The sequence below is a fragment of the Bradyrhizobium sp. sBnM-33 genome, assembly GCF_032917945.1.
In the GTDB taxonomy this organism is placed as follows: domain Bacteria; phylum Pseudomonadota; class Alphaproteobacteria; order Rhizobiales; family Xanthobacteraceae; genus Bradyrhizobium.
The window spans coordinates 2,221,890-2,238,311 of record NZ_CP136624.1; the positions used below are offsets into that span (position 1 = coordinate 2,221,890).

Consider the following 16,422-nt stretch of genomic DNA (forward strand, 5'->3'; position numbering starts at 1 on the left):
GCGTGAACTGAAAGTCGATAATGTTATAAGCCATCACCGCGACTCCTTGGGCAACTGATGCTGCTCCGGGACAACAATATCAACTGTCGATATTGGTAGTTTCTAACTGGGCTCCCGCGGCCGGGCCTATGGGCGCTCCGGTATTTCGGCGCGAAACTAGCCGGTGAACAAATGCTCCGAACCTATATCGACGTCGGCCGAAATGAGAAAGCCTATAACCGCGCGTCCCACCTCCAAACTCGGAGGCAACTTAAATCAGCTGCGCTCCGGAACTTCCAATGCCGTTCCTCGAAATAGGCTCATGGAAACAGTGAAAGCTACATGGCAGGGATATACTGAAGCTCTGACACCGAGGATACTACCACCCTTAGTAGGTCCCTTGTTGTCAGTTGTGAGGTAAATGAGCGGAGCCATTTTCGGAGATGCGCTCTGTGAATAAGCGGTGCCTGCCTCCTATGACAGTCTTCTTTCGGGGAGGGCGAGGATGCTTGGAGCGCTCTCCTCAGTACTGGCTTCAGAGGATGGGTGGTCGCAGCGAAACTTCTAGCAAGCACACTCGTCGAGATCTCTGTGCCTGCGGAAAATCGAGCGTTGAGGCTGATTTTCTGCGACGCCAATCCAGCTGAATGCAGTGCACGAGATAGTCCAACTGAAAACGGAGATACGGCATGCGCCGCAATGATGAAATGAAGCTCGGACTGTATCTCGCACCGGCGGGATATCACGAAGGTGCATGGCGCGATTCAAGCGTGCCAGCGAATGGTGGAGTTGAGGTCGACCATCTTGCCCATCTGGCGGCACTTGCCGAAGGTGCGGCATTTCACTTCGTATTTGTCGCCGATCACCAAGGTGTACTAGTTGATCACCCAACCATAGCCCGTGTAGGCGGTAACGATGGGTTCGAACCAATTACGCTGTTATCGGCGCTTTCGTCGAGAACACAGGATATCGGCCTTGTAGCGACAGCGACGACGACCTATTACCAACCTTATCATCTTGCACGCATGTTCGCTTCACTTGACCACTTATCGCGGGGACGCGCGGCCTGGAACATTGTCACCTCGGCAATGAATTTCGAGGCCCAAAACTTCGGCGAGAAGGAACTTCCAGATCATGACACGCGCTACGCTCGAGCGAAGGAATTTGTAGACGTTGTCAAGGGTCTTTGGGACTCGTGGCAGGACGAGGCTTTCATTCGCGACAAGCAAAGTGGTATTTACGCCGATACTACGAAGCTGCATTTGCTTAATCACCGAGGGAACCACTTTTCAGTCAGAGGCCCATTGAACATCGCAAGGCCGCCACAAGGCTACCCCGTGTTGGTTCAGGCTGGCGCATCCGATGCCGGAATACCGTTTGCTGCAGAAGTCGGCGAGCTCGTATTCACCGCCGAACCGTCTTTAGAGAACGGTAAGCGATACTGCGCAACTCTCAAAGAGAAAGCGCGCGCACTTGGACGGGATGACGATCAGCTGCTAGTCATGCCGGGCATTGTCCCGATCATCGGGAGGACAAAGCAAGAGGCGTCTGAGAAGCTTCAAAGACTGCAATCGTACACGCACATCGACGTTCTAATTGGGGCGGCCGATCTTTGGCTGGGGTCTGTCACCGATCTGCGTTCCATGAACCTTGACTCATTGGTCCCCGAGACTTTACCGCAGACGAATTCGATCCAGAGCCGTCAGAAGCTGCTCGTCGACCTAGCCGTACGCCAGAAATTTACCTGGAGACAGCTGATCCGTCTGATATCGGACAGCCGTGGCCATCTCATGGTTGTTGGAACACCGGAGGAAATTGCCAACGCCATGGTGGATAGATTTGACCAACATGCGGCTGACGGATTCAACGTATTGCCGGCGACCGTTCCCGGCGGACTCAAGGATTTTGTTGAGCTGGTCGTTCCCGAATTGCGCCGACGAGGAAAATTCAGATCCAGATACTCCGGACAAACCCTAAGAGAGAACCTCGGTCTCAAGCGGCCACTCAATCGGTTCACGCAGGCAAGTGTAAGCGGTCGTCCGTGAAGAAGTGCCCAGCCGTTGAGCTGGACCCGGATTTTTTACAGCGGTGGATTTCGACATTGCAAGCGTTTGAGGTCTGGAGAGACGAACGCTTGCAATTTCATCTTAAAAAGTACCTCGAACCGCCCCTATGATTTCGCGGCCTCGGCGGGAGGGCGATGTGATCGAAGAACCCGGAGACGATTGGGAAAGGTGATCTGTTCGCGCCAAGCTCGGTCAAGTCATCAATCTTGACCTTGCCCCACGGGCTTAATCCAGTTTGAAGTTCGCTCTGGCCCACGACAAGGACCAGAGCATGAAGCGCAATCGGTTTACGGAAGAGCAGATCATCGGGATCTTGAAGGAGCACGAGGCCGGGGTTTCGGTGGCCGATCTGTGCCGCAAGCACGGCGTCAGCGACGCCAGCATCTACAATGGAAGGCCAAGTTCGGCGGGATGGATGTGTCCGAAGCCAAGCGGCTGCGGTCGCTGGAGGACGAGAACGCGAAGCTGAAACGGCTACTTGCTGACGCCATGCTGGATAATGTGGCGCTGAAGGACCTCTTGGGAAAGAAGTGGTGACGCCCGCGGGGAAGCGGAAAGCTGTCGCTCATCTGGTGGATGCCTACGGGATGAGCGAACGGCGGGCGTGTAAAGCCATCGGCTGCTGCCGCATGACCATGAGATATCGGACGACCCGGGCTGACGATGCCAGCCTTCGCCAGCGCATGCGGGCGATCGCCCAGGAGCGCCGCCGCTTCGGCTATCGACGGCTGCATGTGCTGCTCAAGCGGGAGGGCTATCTGATCAACCACAAGAGACTCTTCCGGCTTTATCGGGAAGAGAAGCTGACGGTGCGCCGCCGGGGCGGTCGCAAGCGGGCGATCGGGACCAGGGCGCCGATGCTGGTTCCGATGATACCGAACGACCGCTGGTCGCTCGACTTTGTGTCGGATCAACTTACCGACGGCCGCCGCTTCCGCATCCTGACCGTCGTCGATGATTGTACCCGCGAGTGTCTGGCGCTGGTCGCCGACACCTCGCTCTCCGGCATCCGCGTGGCACGGGAACTGGACCGGCTGATGGTCGAGCGCGGCAAGCCGAAGATGATCGTCAGCGACAACGGTAGCGAACTTACCAGCAACGCCATCCTGACATGGGCGGATCACAGCCGCGTCGAATGGCATTACATCGCGCCGGGCAACCCCATGCAGAACGCCTTCATCGAGAGCTTCAATGGGCGCTTGAGGGACGAACTCCTGAACGAAACGCTGTTCACGTCACTGGCTCAGGTTCGCATTGCCCTCGGGTGCTGGCGAGCCGACTACAACGATCATCGTCCACACTCGCGGCTCGGATGGAAGACGCCGTCCGAGTTCGCCTTCACCTGCCATCCGCGACGGGATCTGGCGCTGCGCTATGTCGAGGGCTCCGCGCCAGCTCCCGTCGCTTCCACCGCCCAACCGGGCAAATCCAACAGCCAGGGCGAACTCAGGATTGGCTAAAACTTGGGGGCAAGGTCAGGAGGGTTCGCCATCTTGGCATGCGTGAAGTTGCGGTCGCGGTTGTTCGCAGCCTTGAACTTACAAACCCTTCCGGATCGCCGCGCCGTCGTCCTTTCGAAAATCGGTGATCGACTTATGATCAGGAGCCGGCCCGCCAATCGGCCACATCACCCAGACATTACGCGCTTCGCGCTCCAGGCCCCGGTTGAGGCCGAGATCGCGCAGCGCTGCAGCCAACTTGTCCTTAGTGTGCTCGGTCATGGCCTTTCGTTTCTGAGCGATTCACGTCTTTACTTTTTTTGCGAAACTGACCCCTGCGTAGGTTGCTAAATTGAGGGCCAGCCCGCTTCCCGTTGATGGCCATGTCCCCAGCCCAGGTCAGGATGGCCTTGCTGGTGAGTTCGCTGCCGTTGTCGCTGACCACCATCTTCGGCTGGCCACGCTCAATCACCAGCCCTCCAGTTCCCTTGCCACCCGGGCGCCGGAAAGCAAGTTGTCGGCCTCAGCGCCAGGCATTCGCGCGTGCAATCGTCGACCACGGCCAGCATGCGTCCATCTGTTTGGAATCCTGCGCAATGGCGGCAAAAACGCAGAATTTCCGCGCCATTTGACCCTGCGTTGCAAGTTTGCAGGAGAACAAACTGCTATCGATCAGAAAAGGTCGTCCAAGTAAGGAGATTGCTAATAACGGTTGGCGTTCTTAAAGGAATCGAGACGCACGAATATCGTGTGGCCTCACGCCTGGAGCCGCCCGCGAATATGTGGCGGCCGGGGCCACAGCGTGGCAATCGAGACCAATGCCGGCACTGGCATTGGCATAACGGACGACAATTACCGCACGGCTGGCGCAACGATCCTGGACTTCGCTGGCGAGGTATTTGCATCAAGCGAGATGATCGTAAAGGTCAAGGAGCCCCAGCCTTTCAAACGGGCGCAACTGCGAAAGACCAGATCCCCTTCACTTACCAAGCATCTTGCGCGTTTTTTTCCGCAACTAAGACTTACACAGCTGAGCAAATAACCGGATGAGGATCACCTATAGCGACCCCGTATTTGCAATGGCGCGCGAGCATTCCATTTTGGGACTCGGCACTATCGGCGAGATCATCGCGGCCGAGCGCCACGGTCCGGACGCGCAGCGGGACGTCGCCCGCCGCGTGCTTGAGCAGAAGCTGGAGGGTCTCCACGCCCGCCCCGCCGCGGTCGAGGACCTGCTTTTCCGGGTAAGCTGCGGCCTTTCGGGCGCCCTGCCGGCTGCACTCTGCGGCGAGGGCGCTCCATGAGGATCGACTGCGAGGTCCACGCCTTCCGACGAGAGGCCAGGCGGGCCGCGCCCGTCATCGACGGCTCGTTGGAGCGGCTGGAAGGCGCCGCGCGCGACTGCGCGATCACCGGGTTGGTCCTGGTCCAGCCCGCTTTCCTCAACGGCGACCCGACGGAGCTCTTCACCCAGGCGAGCCAGGCCCGAATGCCGGTGCGGCTCGTTCCGCCCCTCGTGCAACCGCTGGCGTCTGATGTCCTGGAGGAGTGGGGCCGATCAGGTGCCGCGGGTTTGGCGCTAACCCTCGACGATCCCGATCCACTCGCCGAGTCACTCGAGGCTGCCCTTCAGCTGGGCCTGCACTTGGAGGTGTCCGGCGGCGTCGAAGGACGTGAGCGCCTGGCAGAGCTGCTCCTGGCTGACGGCCATCGCCTGGTGTTCCGAGGCTTCGGACTTGCGGACAGCGCCCGCGATCCCGCCTGGGATCCGCGCCTGGACCGGCTCCTGGCGCTCGCTAAGGGCGCCGAGGCGTGGGTCAAGCTGTCGGGGATCGGACGCGTCCCAGATGGCTGGGCCCAGGCAGCGGCGGGTAGGATGCTGGAGCAGATCGGGCCGGAACAGTTGCTCTGGGGGTCGGAGTGGCCGCACCTGACGGCCGACCACGCCTATGCGCCATCCTATTCGGAGACCTTGGAGTGGCTTGAGGAGCTCGTCCCAGATGAGGACGCTAGATGCCGGATCCTCGGCGAGACGTCTGCTGCCCTCTACGGCTTTCGGCAACTCGGACCTGTAGACCTTGCGGAAATAACGAAATGAGTATCTCCACGGCGGGCCCGTGTTCAGGGCTCCGGTGGCGCCGAAAAAACTCCGCTTGAGGGGAGTCGGCTGATCGAGGCGGTCCATCAAGGCTTTCTAAGAACCTACATGGCAGTGCGCGTAGAACCAGTAGAGCGCAACAGGCAGGCCGGCACCGGCGTAAGTTGTGCTATGGATGCAGAAATGCAGACGACGGGTGGAGGTTAGGGGCTGGATGCCATGTCTGATCGATTTCCAGTCTTCGAGGTTTTCTTAAAACAGCGCGGGCGAACGTGGTTATGGTCGGTCTGCACGAGTGAAGGCACGCTGGTAATGACGGGTTCAAGAAGCAGCCGATCCGCTGCGAGCTATGAAGCCAACAGGGCGCTTTTTCTATTGCTGCTGAGCACGCCGTATCGTTCGCGCCTTTCGGCTCGAGCGATCCAAGCTAACCAAGAGGCTCGCCCTCGGCGCTCGCTTCCGCCCAAACTTTAGAGGTACGTGACTTTCGAGAAACGGCCCGCTCGTAAGCCGTTCCTGTCCGGAGGCGCTAGATTTAGGAGACCGGCTAGCGTTCGGCACTTGCTAAAGGCTTCCTTCATGACGCTCGGTTTGTTCTCGGTCGAAGCGACGCAGAACCTAACCACAGGAGAGACGATCGGCACGATCGCCTGCGCGCCGAAAAAACACTTCGCTTGAGGGGGAGCCGGCAGATCGAGGCGTGCCCATCAAGGCTTTCTCAGAACCACACGGCAATGCCCGTAGAACCAGTAGCCGCTGGCGGAGACTCACAGTGAGAGGCGCCTGGGAGGACATGCACACCCTTTACCTTAACTGCATTGTGTCTCGGAGTTAACGCGACCAAGACAGCGCGCCATTTCTGGGGATTGCGTTTTGGTCCTCAGAAATCCGGAACGACTTTCAAGCGAGCTTCTGTAGGCGATGCCCGAGTGCAGTGAGCCTGCTAGCGAACTCGGTCAGTTCGCGAACACCGAATTCACCAAAAACGAACTCATCGAGTGCTTCCTGTTGTGCTGCCAGGCTCGCGAGATGCTTGTAAGTCTTGTCCGTCAGCGACATCTGTACGCGAGCATCGCTTGTGGAGGGCTTGGCCTTTTTCTCTACCAGCTTTGATTGGTCCGTGACGAATGAAGAGGTCGACGTGCATCAATAGATTAACTTGAACACCGTTTCCTGTCCAAGTCCGCCAAAGGCCATCAGGATCGTCCACTGTCGCCCAGTGATGCCAAGTACATTGGTCCGGAATTGGCGAAGTTCCTCCAGACCACATTGATGGATCTGATCTCCCACGGCTGACCACCTTCTGACTCTCTGCAGAGCTACTGCACCGAGCGCTCTTGATAGGTTAGGCAAATCCGGCGGAATCGTATGTCAGCGTTTCCATCCTTGGCTTGTTTCCCCTTAGCGCAGATTAAGAATAGGGACAATGCCGCCGGAGGAAGCAGATCAAATCGTTCGTACGCTTCGGACAAAAGTGAAGCGTCACGAATACAGCGACGGAATAAAGACGCCTTCCGTACGTTGTGTACAGACATATTCCTTCGGCTTCGGGCTCGGCCGATATCGAATCGGGCGCTAAGATTTCGCGCGTCTTAATCAGGTAATGGCCACTACGTGGCACTCAACGACCTGCAGAGCCGTTCGCACAAATCCATCGCCAAATCAGAACGGTCCATCGCATTAATTGATCTCTGTCACCGGCTTATTGCTTCCCAACGATACTGGGGCGGCACAAACGAGTTCCGCCTAGGATCAGGGGCATGGCATTTCGAACTAAGTGCGTTGGCGGAGGGTCTTCCTGTGCTCCTCCAGCTCGGCTGCGCGCCCTCGTGGGCGTGTCTTTATCTGCGGGAGCTCGTGTGACCTACGAGGCCGGATGGATCCTTCGCCAAATGCGCGGCGAGGTCATTGGGAAGTACGGCGATTATGTTCAAATGGTAGAGCCGGAATGAGCCCGCTCGAAAGCATCTTCCAGGAATTCATCGATGCTATCCAAACCGCAACCAACGCGGATGAATTCGAGCGTGTCGCAACGCGGCTAACACAGAGGCTGGGCTTTCAGCGATTTGCCTACCTGCGCCTGACCGGCGAGACGCCGATGTTGATCTCGTCCTATCCAAAATCCTGGACCAGCCGGTACTTCCAGCTTGGGTATCAGCAGCTCGATCCTGTGGTGCGCCGCGCGCGTGCCGAGCACGCGCTGTTCAGCTGGGGAGGCGAGGCGTCAGCCCTGGCCGGAAATCGCGAGCAGCGCCGGTTCTTTGATGAAGCGACGACCTTCGGGATTAGATCAGGCATCACTGTGCCGATCAGAGGCGGATTCGGGCGGATGGCCGCATTTACGCTGGCGACGGGCGACCGCGACGTTCACCCGGAGCGGCTCGTGGCCGACTGGAAGGATCTCGTACAACTCGTCGGCTTGTATTTTCATAGTCATGTCGGCGCCAAACTTGAGATACCCTCTACCGGTAAACTTGCGGCAAGTGAACTCACTCAGCGCGAGCGCCAATGCCTTGCATGGATCGCGCAGGGAAAAACTGTCGCGGATATCGCGGTGCTGGTCCAGATTGCGCCGCGCACTGTCGTGTTTCATCTTGAGAACGCTCGCCGCAAGCTCGGTGCAGCATCTATTGCCCAATGCGTCGCCGAGGCCTTGCGACGCGGTTTGTTGTCCTAATCATCCACACCCTCTGATTTCGCGCGAGATGCGCAGGAGACCTTGCGCTCGTCGCGCCAACCTGATCTACAGCCCTGTGCCATCGGTCGATCTGGGTGTTGAGTATCTACATGGATCGCGCACGCTCGTGGTTCCCGACGCGAACGGGTTATCGGTGGAACAGCTGACCGTGCATGGTCCTTGTTCGCTTCTAGCCACCATGATGCTTGAACATCAGCCATGAATGCTCTCTGACGAGAGGGCGTCATTAATAGAAATAAGCAAGGGAATGGTCGGGCCTCGACAAGGCTTGAAAGACACCAAAGATGGTTCCTTGTCACTGAAACGGGATCGAACGAAAACTTCTCTTCGTCACAGCCAGCTAGGAGCCTGTCTGAGTAGTGACTGGTCAAGAGGGTGCGAGTCTGATTCCTTGCGTGGCCATGAGCAAGGAATTTCGCCCCTGGAAGATCGACGAGGTCCAGCTTCTGCCGCCGAGCGTGCAGGATTATGTGCCGAGGGACCACGTTTCGCGGCTGATCGTGTCGCTGGTCAGGGAAAGCCTTGATCTATCGGCGATCCTAGGCAGCTACCGAAGCGGGCTGGGGCAGCCGCCGTTCGATCCTCGGATGATGACGGCGCTGCTTCTACACGGCTATGCGAGCGGCATCTACTCGTCGCGGCGGATCGCCAGGGCGGCGGTGGAGCGGGCGGATTTCATGATGATCGTGGCCGGCGATGCGCCGGACTTCCGCACGATCTCAGAGTTCCGGCGGCGGCACCTGAAGGCGCTGGCCGACCTGTTCGTGCAGGTGTTGAAGCTGGCCGAGAAGGCCAGGTTGGTGAAGCTCGGGCACGTGGCGCTCGACGGCACCAAGATCAAGGCGAACGCGTCCAAGCACAAGGCGATGAGCTATGATCGCATGAAGAAGCGGGAAGCGGAGCTTGCAGCGGAGGTCGACCGCTGGCTCAAGGCGGCGGAGGCCGCCGATGCGCAGGAGGATAAGCTCTACGGCGACCAGCGCGGCGACGAGATGCCCGATTGGGTGGCCGACAAGCAGAAGCGGCTTGAGAAGATCCGCGAGGCCAAGGCCGCGCTGGAGGCCGAAGCCAAGGCCGCAGCCGAGGTGGAACGCAAGGCGCGGGCCGAGGAGCGTCGCGTCGCCGAAGGCGGCAAGAAGAGCGGCAAGACGCCGACGAAAACGGAGCCCGACGGCAAGGCACAACGCAATTTCACCGACCCGGAAAGCCGCATCCTGAAGACCAAGGACGGTTACATCCAGGGCTACAACGCCCAGGCCGCGGTCGATGGTGCCCATCAGATCATCGTGGCGCAGACGCTGACCAGTTCCTCGAGCGATCAGGCGCAACTGGCGCCGTTGCTCGACGGGATCAGGGCCAATCTGGGGACCAATCCCGACGAAGTATCGGCCGACGCCGGCTACTGCTCCGCCGCCAATCTTCGCACGATCAAACGGCGGCGCATCGAGGGCTACATCGCCACCGGAAGGCAGAAGCACGGCACCAAATCCGCCACCGCGGAAAAGCCTTCAAGAGCCGGCTCGCTGATCGCCAGGATGAGCACCAAGCTCAAGCGCGCCGGCTACCGAAGTCGCTACCGCTTGCGTAAGCAGATCGTCGAACCCGTGTTCGGACAGATCAAACAGGCAAGAGGGTTCAGGCAATTCCTGCTGCGCGGCATCGACAAAGTGAAGCCCGAATGGGCCCTGATTTGCACCGCTCACAACCTCGTCAAGCTGGCGAGGGCCGCATGAGCCGCTATCATTCGGATAAAACCGGCTTCCCGATGCTAACTGGACAGGCTCCTAGGATTCAACCAATAGCTTGATGCGGCTACCGCAATACACCGCGTACCTAAGTAGCGGTATTCCTCCGGCGCAGAATCTCAAGACCTCTCTTTCAAAACTGGCCCGTGCAATGTCGTTTTAGAGGTGCCGCGATAGTCTCATGCGCATTAAGCGGCTTCCGGAAGGGCGGCCTTTTTACAAAGGCGGACTAGCCACCGGCAAAAAGCACGAGCGATTTCGGGATTGTCACTGCGGTCGACCGAATAGGCCCGATATTGCATGCCGCTGGGAGTACGTGACCCTGGTATCACCTGTAGAACGCCCCCGCGCACCAGATCGCCGACAATAATTTCGGGCGTTATCAGAAGGCATTTTCCCGTCATGACCGCCGGCAGAGCAAGATAATTGTGATCATATCGCGCCCCCGACCTTATGTCTTTAGAGGTCAGGTTCATCGCCCGCAACCACGTGGGCAGTATGTCGGGCCGGGATGTGATGTTCAGAACTGGCATTGAGCGAACGACCGAGAGGCTTTTGCTATGCACGTGATTTGGAGAGCCCACACAGACGAGTTGCTCGTTGTAGATCTCCCAATTGTCAGCCGGTTCGATGACGGAAAGATCGCGGGTAATCAGGATGTCGAAATCGTCGGAAGATGTTGGTGGAGACAGTGAACTAATCACATCCACAATTACGCCACCCATTTCAGCGGAAAATGCCTGGAGATTCGGAATCAGAAAGGAGTAAGCGAAGGTCGAGAGCGACGTGCGGACAACAAGCCGATTAGCGTCCGGACGGTTCCGCCGGCACATTCTTTTAGCGGTGAAACACACCGTATCTAGCGGTTCGGCGACCGTGTTCGCAAAAGCCTTCCGAATTCCGTCAATTCGCTCCGCCTACCGCGTCGTTCCATGAGGTCTGTGCCCAGATAGTCTTGCAGCACGGCCAGATAGCGGCTGACCGAGCTCTGTGTCATTCCCAATGCGCTAGCCGCGCGCGTTACGCTTCCTTCTCGCGCGATCGTCACGAACACCCGGATCGCGTTGAGTGGCACTTCATTGTCTTCGATGGCCATCTTCTATTCCGGCAACTTCTGGAATGTCCGCCAGTTTTCACGGCAGGCCATTGCCAAAAATGAATGTTCCATCACATTATTTCATGTTGATAGCCGGATTACTGCTTATCAACGGTATATCGCGCGCAAAAACCACGTCCGGCCGAAGCCGATACGGTCGGCGCGATCGCCTTTATAGTGAGTTGATCTCGGTCGCGTTCTCCTTGCGCGTATCTTAAGCGAGCCGTGGCAGTGGTTGCCACGATCGCTCGATCGCTCTTCTCGCAGTCGGACACCACGCGACTTTCCGGGGTTCTTCCGCATATTTGGTGCAGCATGAGCGATCGGGGTTGGATAGGTTGCCCGGTCGCTCTCAAGCAGCCAGAAGGACGCGTCGACACAATAACGGGTAGCTTGCCCGGCCATACATTTGTCGTTTGATGGCTTTGATCCTGCTGATCTGGCCTTCGACCGGACTGGTTGTCCAGGAGGTCGTTATTGCCGCTCGGACCGCATCGATGTCGCGCGCGATGCCGTTGGCGAAGCTCTTGAGCTCGCTGTTGCCTGCTTGTGTGATCCATTCATCGAGCTCGGCGATGTCGCTACCACTAAGAAGGGACACAAACCGCTTCGCCAGATCGGCGACCGTCGCGAGTTCCGGAGCTTGCGCAAATAGATGGCCGAGGAACAGCCTGGCTTCAGCATCGATCTGATCCGGATCCTGGCTCAAGTACCAAGCACAGCGACGACGCGTGGGAGCTTTCCATGTCAGGTGTGGTTGTGCTGCTCCTCCCGCGTCTGCATGTGCACGCCTGTCAGCGGCCCATCGCGCGATGGTCACCCGACTTCCAGTATAACCCTGTTGCTGAAGCTCCCGCCAAAGCTGCTGGCCCACCTGGCAACCGGAGGCCCACCGCGCTTCGAGCCATGCCTGGAAGGGCGCGAGAAGATGTGAAGGTCGGTGAGGACGCGAATGCTCCGGTTCGCCGCCAGCGGCCAGCCAGCGCTGAACAGTGCGCCTGTCGACGCCGAGCAGTTGGGCGATCCTGGATGTCGGGCAACCTTGCTGGCGTAGGCGACAGATTTCATCCCAGCGTTCGCGTCGCGCAGCCTTTCGATCCGCCCGCAACTGTGCAAGGCCGGGCGGCGGCGCGGAACTGCCGGTCTTCGCTCGTTGCGCGGACGCCATGATTTGCACGGCGGCGGCTACGTTGTGACGATGGCGGCCGACCGCGTGGCGCAAGGCCTCACCCAGACTATTGAGCAGGTGCCAGCGGTCCGCCACCTGCACCGCGTCGGGGACGCCGCAGCGTGCGCCATCAGCATAAAGTCCCGCACGATCGCGGGCGACGACCTTGATCCCCGGCCAGCGCTTCAGCCAGCGCGCAACACTGTCGGCGTTACGATCGGGAAGCAGATCAAGCACGCAATTGCGCTCCAGATCGCAGATGATCGTTCCATATCGCTGGCCACGACGCCAAGCCCAATCGTCGATGCCGACGACGGTCGGGGCAACGAAATCCGGCAAGGGAGCCGAGTGAATCATTCGGAGCAAGGTGTCGCCGCTGACCGGCATGGCCAGTTTGCGCGACAGGCGCGAGCCGGGCTCACCTCCGACCGCAAAGCCGATCGCCAGTTGGCTCTCGCCGAGGCGGGTTGTGCGTCTTGCTTTCGGCCGCACCGTTGCCGGTAGCCGCTCGTGAATATCCGACGCGGGCATTGCGGATTCGCGCATCGAAACCGTCGCGCGTGAAGCCGGATTTCGACAACCTGACCCTGCCACGGCAGATCGGCTAAGCGTCGCACGTAATGGCTGTGGACGCGACCCGTCTGGCAGCCGCAACAGGGACAGAGCGAGACCGCTGACTTCGGCCGAGCCACGAGCACCACCCTGTCGGTCTGGGGAGAGATTTTGACAATCGAAAGCTCGGGGGAAACCAGTGAGCGGAAGGCTTGGAGCAAGGCGAATCACGAGCGTCGACTGCGATTCTTACCTTATGCCCTTATTTGAACTGTCCGTGAATCCTACACCCTGCACCAAATGTGCGGAAGAACCCTTTCCGGAGGAGAAAAACCCGTTAACTCGAGTGTTCCGATCGACAGCGCGCAGGCATAGCGCCTGAGCGGAGCTCAGACCCTGCTTAACGTGTTGAAATCTCGACAATCACGGCGGGGACGGAATGGTGCGTTCAGCAAAGGAAGCGAGCTTCAGCTGCCTTAACCTCGTCCATCTTCTGAAGTCTGAAAATCTCCTCCACCGGAAGAATGTCCTTGTGGACGTTCTGGACGCCACCGTCTGCGATGATCCGGCGGAAGGTCTCTTGGATAGCACTTGCAGCAGCGCGGATGCCGTAGTTGCCGTAGATCATCATGCGGATGTTGCTAAGCGCCTTGACCTGTTTGGCGTCGAGATCCGGGTATGCGTTCGGCACGATCACCAGCGGCACCGATCCGGTCCAGGCGCGCGAAAAGCTTTCAATCTCGAAAGGATCCTTCTTTTTCGAATGGATCAGGATCATGTCGGCGCCAGCCTCCACATAGGCTTGCGCCCGACGCAGGGCTTCCGCTTCGCCGAGGCCTGCGATCAGGGCCTCGGTGCGGGCGATGACGAGAAAATCTGGGTCCCGTTTTGTCGCACCGGCGGCTTCGACCTTGCCCTGAAACTCCTCAATGCGCAGCAGCTCCTGGCGTCCGCCCGCAACAAGGCTCGTTACCTTAGGAAAGGTCTTATCCTCGATGACAACGGCGCTCGCGCCGGCTCGCTCGTATTCTCTGACGGCATGGATCACATTGATCGCATTGCCGTAGCCCGTATCGATATCGGCAATGATCGGCAGCGTCGTGCGTCCGGCGATCGCCCGCAGCATGTCGAGATGCTGTGTCATCGAGATCAGGCTCATGTCCGCAAGGCCGTAAAGCGCCGACAGCTCAAATCCTGAGGCCCACAGGCCATCGAATCCGGCTTCTTCTGCGAGGATCGCCGAAAGCGGGCTATGGGCGGCCATGATGTGGACGAGGCCGGTCTCGGCCATGCGCGCGCGGAGGCGTTTGGCAGCGGACATCGGAGACCTTTCAGGACAGGGCGGCGCAGGCCGCTATGATGCGGTCGCAGGCGCGGGTGAGGTCCTCGAGCGACGAGGCATAGGAAATGCGGATATAGGGCGAGGCCATGAAGCCGCTGCCGGGCACGACGGCCACGGCGAAAGCCTCGAGCAGATACATCGCAAAATCGGTGTCGGTTTCGATGACCTTGCCATCCGGCGTGCGCTTGCCGATAACACCCGCGCAGGAGGGGAAAACGTAGAAGGCGCCGTCCGGCACCCGGCACGTAAGTCCCTCGGCCTGGTTCAGCCTGGCGACAACGAAATCGCGGCGCTGCAGAAAGGCGCTCGCGAATTCCTCGATATGTTGTCGGCCGCCGGTTAGCGCCTCGATGGCGGCATATTGCGAAATCGAGCTGGTGTGCGAGGAGGTCTGGCCCTGGATGAGGTTCATCGCCTTGATCAGCGGCAGAGGCCCCGCGCCATAACCGACGCGCCAGCCGGTCATTGCGTCGGCTTTGGACACGCCGTTCACCGTCAGGGTGCGCTCGTAGAGGTCTGGCGCGACCGCGGCCATGGTAGCGAAGTCGGCGTTATAGGTGAGCTTTTCATAGATGTCGTCGGACAGCACATGGACATGGGCATGGCGGCGTAGCACCGCTGCTAGCGTCAGCAACTCGCCTCGACTATAGACCGCGCCGGTCGGATTGCACGGCGAGTTCAGCATCAGCCACTTGGTGCGCGGCGTGATCGCCGCCTCCAGCGCCTCGGGGCGCAGCTTGAAACCATGGAATTCATCGCAGGCGACGAGAACCGGCTTGCCGCCGGCGAGCGCTACCATATCGGGATAGGAGACCCAGCACGGCGTCGGAATTACCACCTCGTCGTCCGGATCGAGGCTGGCGAAGAGCGCGTTGAAGATGACCTGCTTGGCGCCGCAGCCCACCGTGATCTGGTCGATCCCGTAATCGAGCCCGTGATCGCGGCCGAAGCTCTTGCGGATCGCCTCGCGCAGCGGCTTGATCCCCGCGACGGCCGTGTATTTCGTTCGCCCGTAGAGAATCGCCCGAATGCCGGCTTCGCAGATCGCGGACGGCGTGTTGAAATCCGGTTCGCCCTGACTGAGTGTGATCACGTCGGCGCCCTGATTGCGTAGCTCGGCGGCACGCGCTGTCATGGCCTTGGTTTCAGAGGGACGGACGACATTCAGCCGTTCTGCAACGAGAGACAAGATCGAATACCCAGCGAAGCGCGAAGCAAGATTTTGAGGACGTCTACTCGCTCTCACACGGGCTAACCAATCCAGTTATCGTGTTTCTGAATGACAAGATCGAATTTTGCGATATCTACGTCGCATCGCCGAACACGTCCTTCTTGCAGACGTGCGTCATCAGGCGGCAGAAGGCACGAGCAAGATGAGATTGGGGCTGCGATCGAGCGCATAGGGGGGGTACGCATGCTGCTTGGGGCCACTTGTCCGGCAGCGCGGCGGTAAGTACCCGGGCAATAGATCGTAGACGGGAATATCGCAGGCGACCAGCAAGCATTTGCTGGTCATCATGACCGGAAGCGAGAGGTAGTTATGGTCGTAGCGCGCCGAGCACGATTTAGCCCTTCATGTTCACGGCGCGCAGACATGTGGGAGCGCGTCCGGCCGGGAGGTAAGGGTTAGCAGCAGGATGGATCGTAGCGCGGCAAGCCCACGCCGGCGACGTATTGCGGCTCGCCCTCGCGAGACCAGTTTTTCATCATAGATGTCTCAAGGGTTCCGAAGGATGCGACAGCACAAGCTCGCACGCGCTCAGCACGTCGAAGTTGTCCGTGGTCGAGGGGAAGGCATGGATATTGAGCTGATGACGTCTATCACGGCTCCTCCCATCTCGACGAGAATGCCTGAAGGTTTTAACGAGCGCGGTTGTGAGAGAGGCCTGCACGACGATGTGGTTCGTTTCCGTCTTGTCGCACCGACGCATGCGCTGCGCGGCCAACGGGATCGTCTTCCGCCCCTCGGCGAGGCGCAGACCGAAATCGGTCAATTCGCTGTTTCGGCCGCGCCACTCGATCAGTTTCGAGCGCCGAGATAGGCTTCCAGGACCGCAAGATGCGGCTGACCGAACTCTGGGTGCCGCCGAGGCTCTTCGCAGCGTTCGCGAGCGATCTCCACGAAAGTGCTCACCGCTTTGAGCGACAGCTCTTACTCCTGGAGCACCGCACGTCATCGCATCTTGCAATCTTCGTATCGAATTATTCGATCAACGTCATCCGGCTGTAGCAATTTTGG

General features: G+C 59.2%; 11 protein-coding genes and 6 pseudogenes. 9 read left to right on the forward strand and 8 right to left on the reverse strand.

All coding sequences use genetic code 11. From position 1 onward, the window contains the following. Positions 1-668 precede the first annotated feature (668 nt). Positions 669-2,024: an LLM class flavin-dependent oxidoreductase gene (locus tag RX328_RS10260; RefSeq protein ID WP_213255472.1), complete on the forward strand. Its 1,356-nt coding sequence runs from the start codon at positions 669-671 to the stop codon at positions 2,022-2,024. A gap of 292 nt (positions 2,025-2,316) precedes the next feature. Beyond that, positions 2,317-3,505 (forward strand): annotated as a pseudogene (locus tag RX328_RS10265) (IS3 family transposase). A 29-nt stretch (positions 3,506-3,534) separates the two neighbouring features. Here RX328_RS10265 and RX328_RS10270 read toward each other — a convergent pair. Together RX328_RS10270 and RX328_RS10275 are read right to left on the reverse strand one after the other, a co-directional pair. After that, a pseudogene (locus RX328_RS10270) lies at positions 3,535-3,712 on the reverse strand (IS5/IS1182 family transposase); the annotation flags it as partial. 159 nt (positions 3,713-3,871) lie between these two features. Next, positions 3,872-4,065 (reverse strand): annotated as a pseudogene (locus RX328_RS10275) (DDE-type integrase/transposase/recombinase); the annotation flags it as partial. 124 nt (positions 4,066-4,189) lie between these two features. Here RX328_RS10275 and RX328_RS10280 point away from each other — a divergent pair. The 3 genes and pseudogenes from RX328_RS10280 to RX328_RS10290 all read left to right on the forward strand — a co-directional run. Beyond that, a pseudogene (locus RX328_RS10280) lies at positions 4,190-4,484 on the forward strand (alanine dehydrogenase); the annotation flags it as partial. A 46-nt stretch (positions 4,485-4,530) separates the two neighbouring features. After that, complete coding sequence (locus tag RX328_RS10285; RefSeq protein WP_213255474.1) at positions 4,531-4,788, forward strand: hypothetical protein; 258 nt, start codon at positions 4,531-4,533, stop codon at positions 4,786-4,788. Next, positions 4,785-5,582: an amidohydrolase family protein gene (locus RX328_RS10290; protein WP_213255476.1), complete on the forward strand. Its 798-nt coding sequence runs from the start codon at positions 4,785-4,787 to the stop codon at positions 5,580-5,582. The genes RX328_RS10285 and RX328_RS10290 overlap by 4 nt, the downstream gene beginning before the upstream one ends. 900 nt (positions 5,583-6,482) lie before the next feature. Here RX328_RS10290 and RX328_RS10295 read toward each other — a convergent pair. Further along, positions 6,483-6,641 (reverse strand): hypothetical protein, encoded by a 159-nt coding sequence (locus RX328_RS10295; protein WP_213255477.1) that lies wholly within the window; start codon positions 6,639-6,641, stop codon positions 6,483-6,485. 889 nt (positions 6,642-7,530) lie between these two features. Between RX328_RS10295 and RX328_RS10300 the strand changes: the two genes are divergently transcribed. Both RX328_RS10300 and RX328_RS10305 read left to right on the forward strand, forming a co-directional pair. After that, entirely contained in the window at positions 7,531-8,259 is a 729-nt protein-coding gene (locus RX328_RS10300) for an autoinducer binding domain-containing protein (RefSeq protein WP_213255479.1), read from the forward strand. Positions 8,260-8,681: 422 nt separating this feature from the next. After that, positions 8,682-10,013 carry an IS1182 family transposase gene (locus RX328_RS10305; RefSeq protein WP_317258676.1) on the forward strand — a complete coding sequence of 444 codons (1,332 nt, stop codon included), beginning with the start codon at positions 8,682-8,684 and terminating at the stop codon, positions 10,011-10,013. A gap of 200 nt (positions 10,014-10,213) precedes the next feature. On the opposite strand, the pseudogene RX328_RS43420 reads toward RX328_RS10305, so the two are convergent. From RX328_RS43420 to RX328_RS10335, 5 genes and pseudogenes are all read right to left on the reverse strand, one after another. Beyond that, positions 10,214-11,121, reverse strand: a pseudogene (locus RX328_RS43420) (LysR family transcriptional regulator). A gap of 352 nt (positions 11,122-11,473) precedes the next feature. Beyond that, entirely contained in the window at positions 11,474-12,835 is a 1,362-nt protein-coding gene (locus RX328_RS10320) for an ISL3 family transposase (RefSeq protein WP_317258679.1), read from the reverse strand. A 50-nt stretch (positions 12,836-12,885) separates the two neighbouring features. Continuing rightward, positions 12,886-12,990 (reverse strand): annotated as a pseudogene (locus RX328_RS10325) (hypothetical protein); the annotation flags it as partial. Positions 12,991-13,289: 299 nt separating this feature from the next. After that, positions 13,290-14,162: an isocitrate lyase/phosphoenolpyruvate mutase family protein gene (locus RX328_RS10330; RefSeq protein ID WP_213257619.1), complete on the reverse strand. Its 873-nt coding sequence runs from the start codon at positions 14,160-14,162 to the stop codon at positions 13,290-13,292. A gap of 10 nt (positions 14,163-14,172) precedes the next feature. Further along, the gene (locus tag RX328_RS10335; RefSeq protein ID WP_317258680.1) at positions 14,173-15,318 is read right to left on the reverse strand and encodes a pyridoxal phosphate-dependent aminotransferase; all 1,146 of its coding nucleotides are present in this window, start codon (positions 15,316-15,318) and stop codon (positions 14,173-14,175) included. Between the two features lie 661 nt (positions 15,319-15,979). Here RX328_RS10335 and RX328_RS10340 point away from each other — a divergent pair. Next, entirely contained in the window at positions 15,980-16,225 is a 246-nt protein-coding gene (locus RX328_RS10340; RefSeq protein WP_213257458.1) for a hypothetical protein, read from the forward strand. Positions 16,226-16,242: 17 nt separating this feature from the next. Further along, positions 16,243-16,413, forward strand: a complete 171-nt coding sequence (locus RX328_RS10345) for a hypothetical protein (RefSeq protein ID WP_213257456.1) — start codon at positions 16,243-16,245, stop codon at positions 16,411-16,413. Positions 16,414-16,422 lie beyond the last annotated feature (9 nt).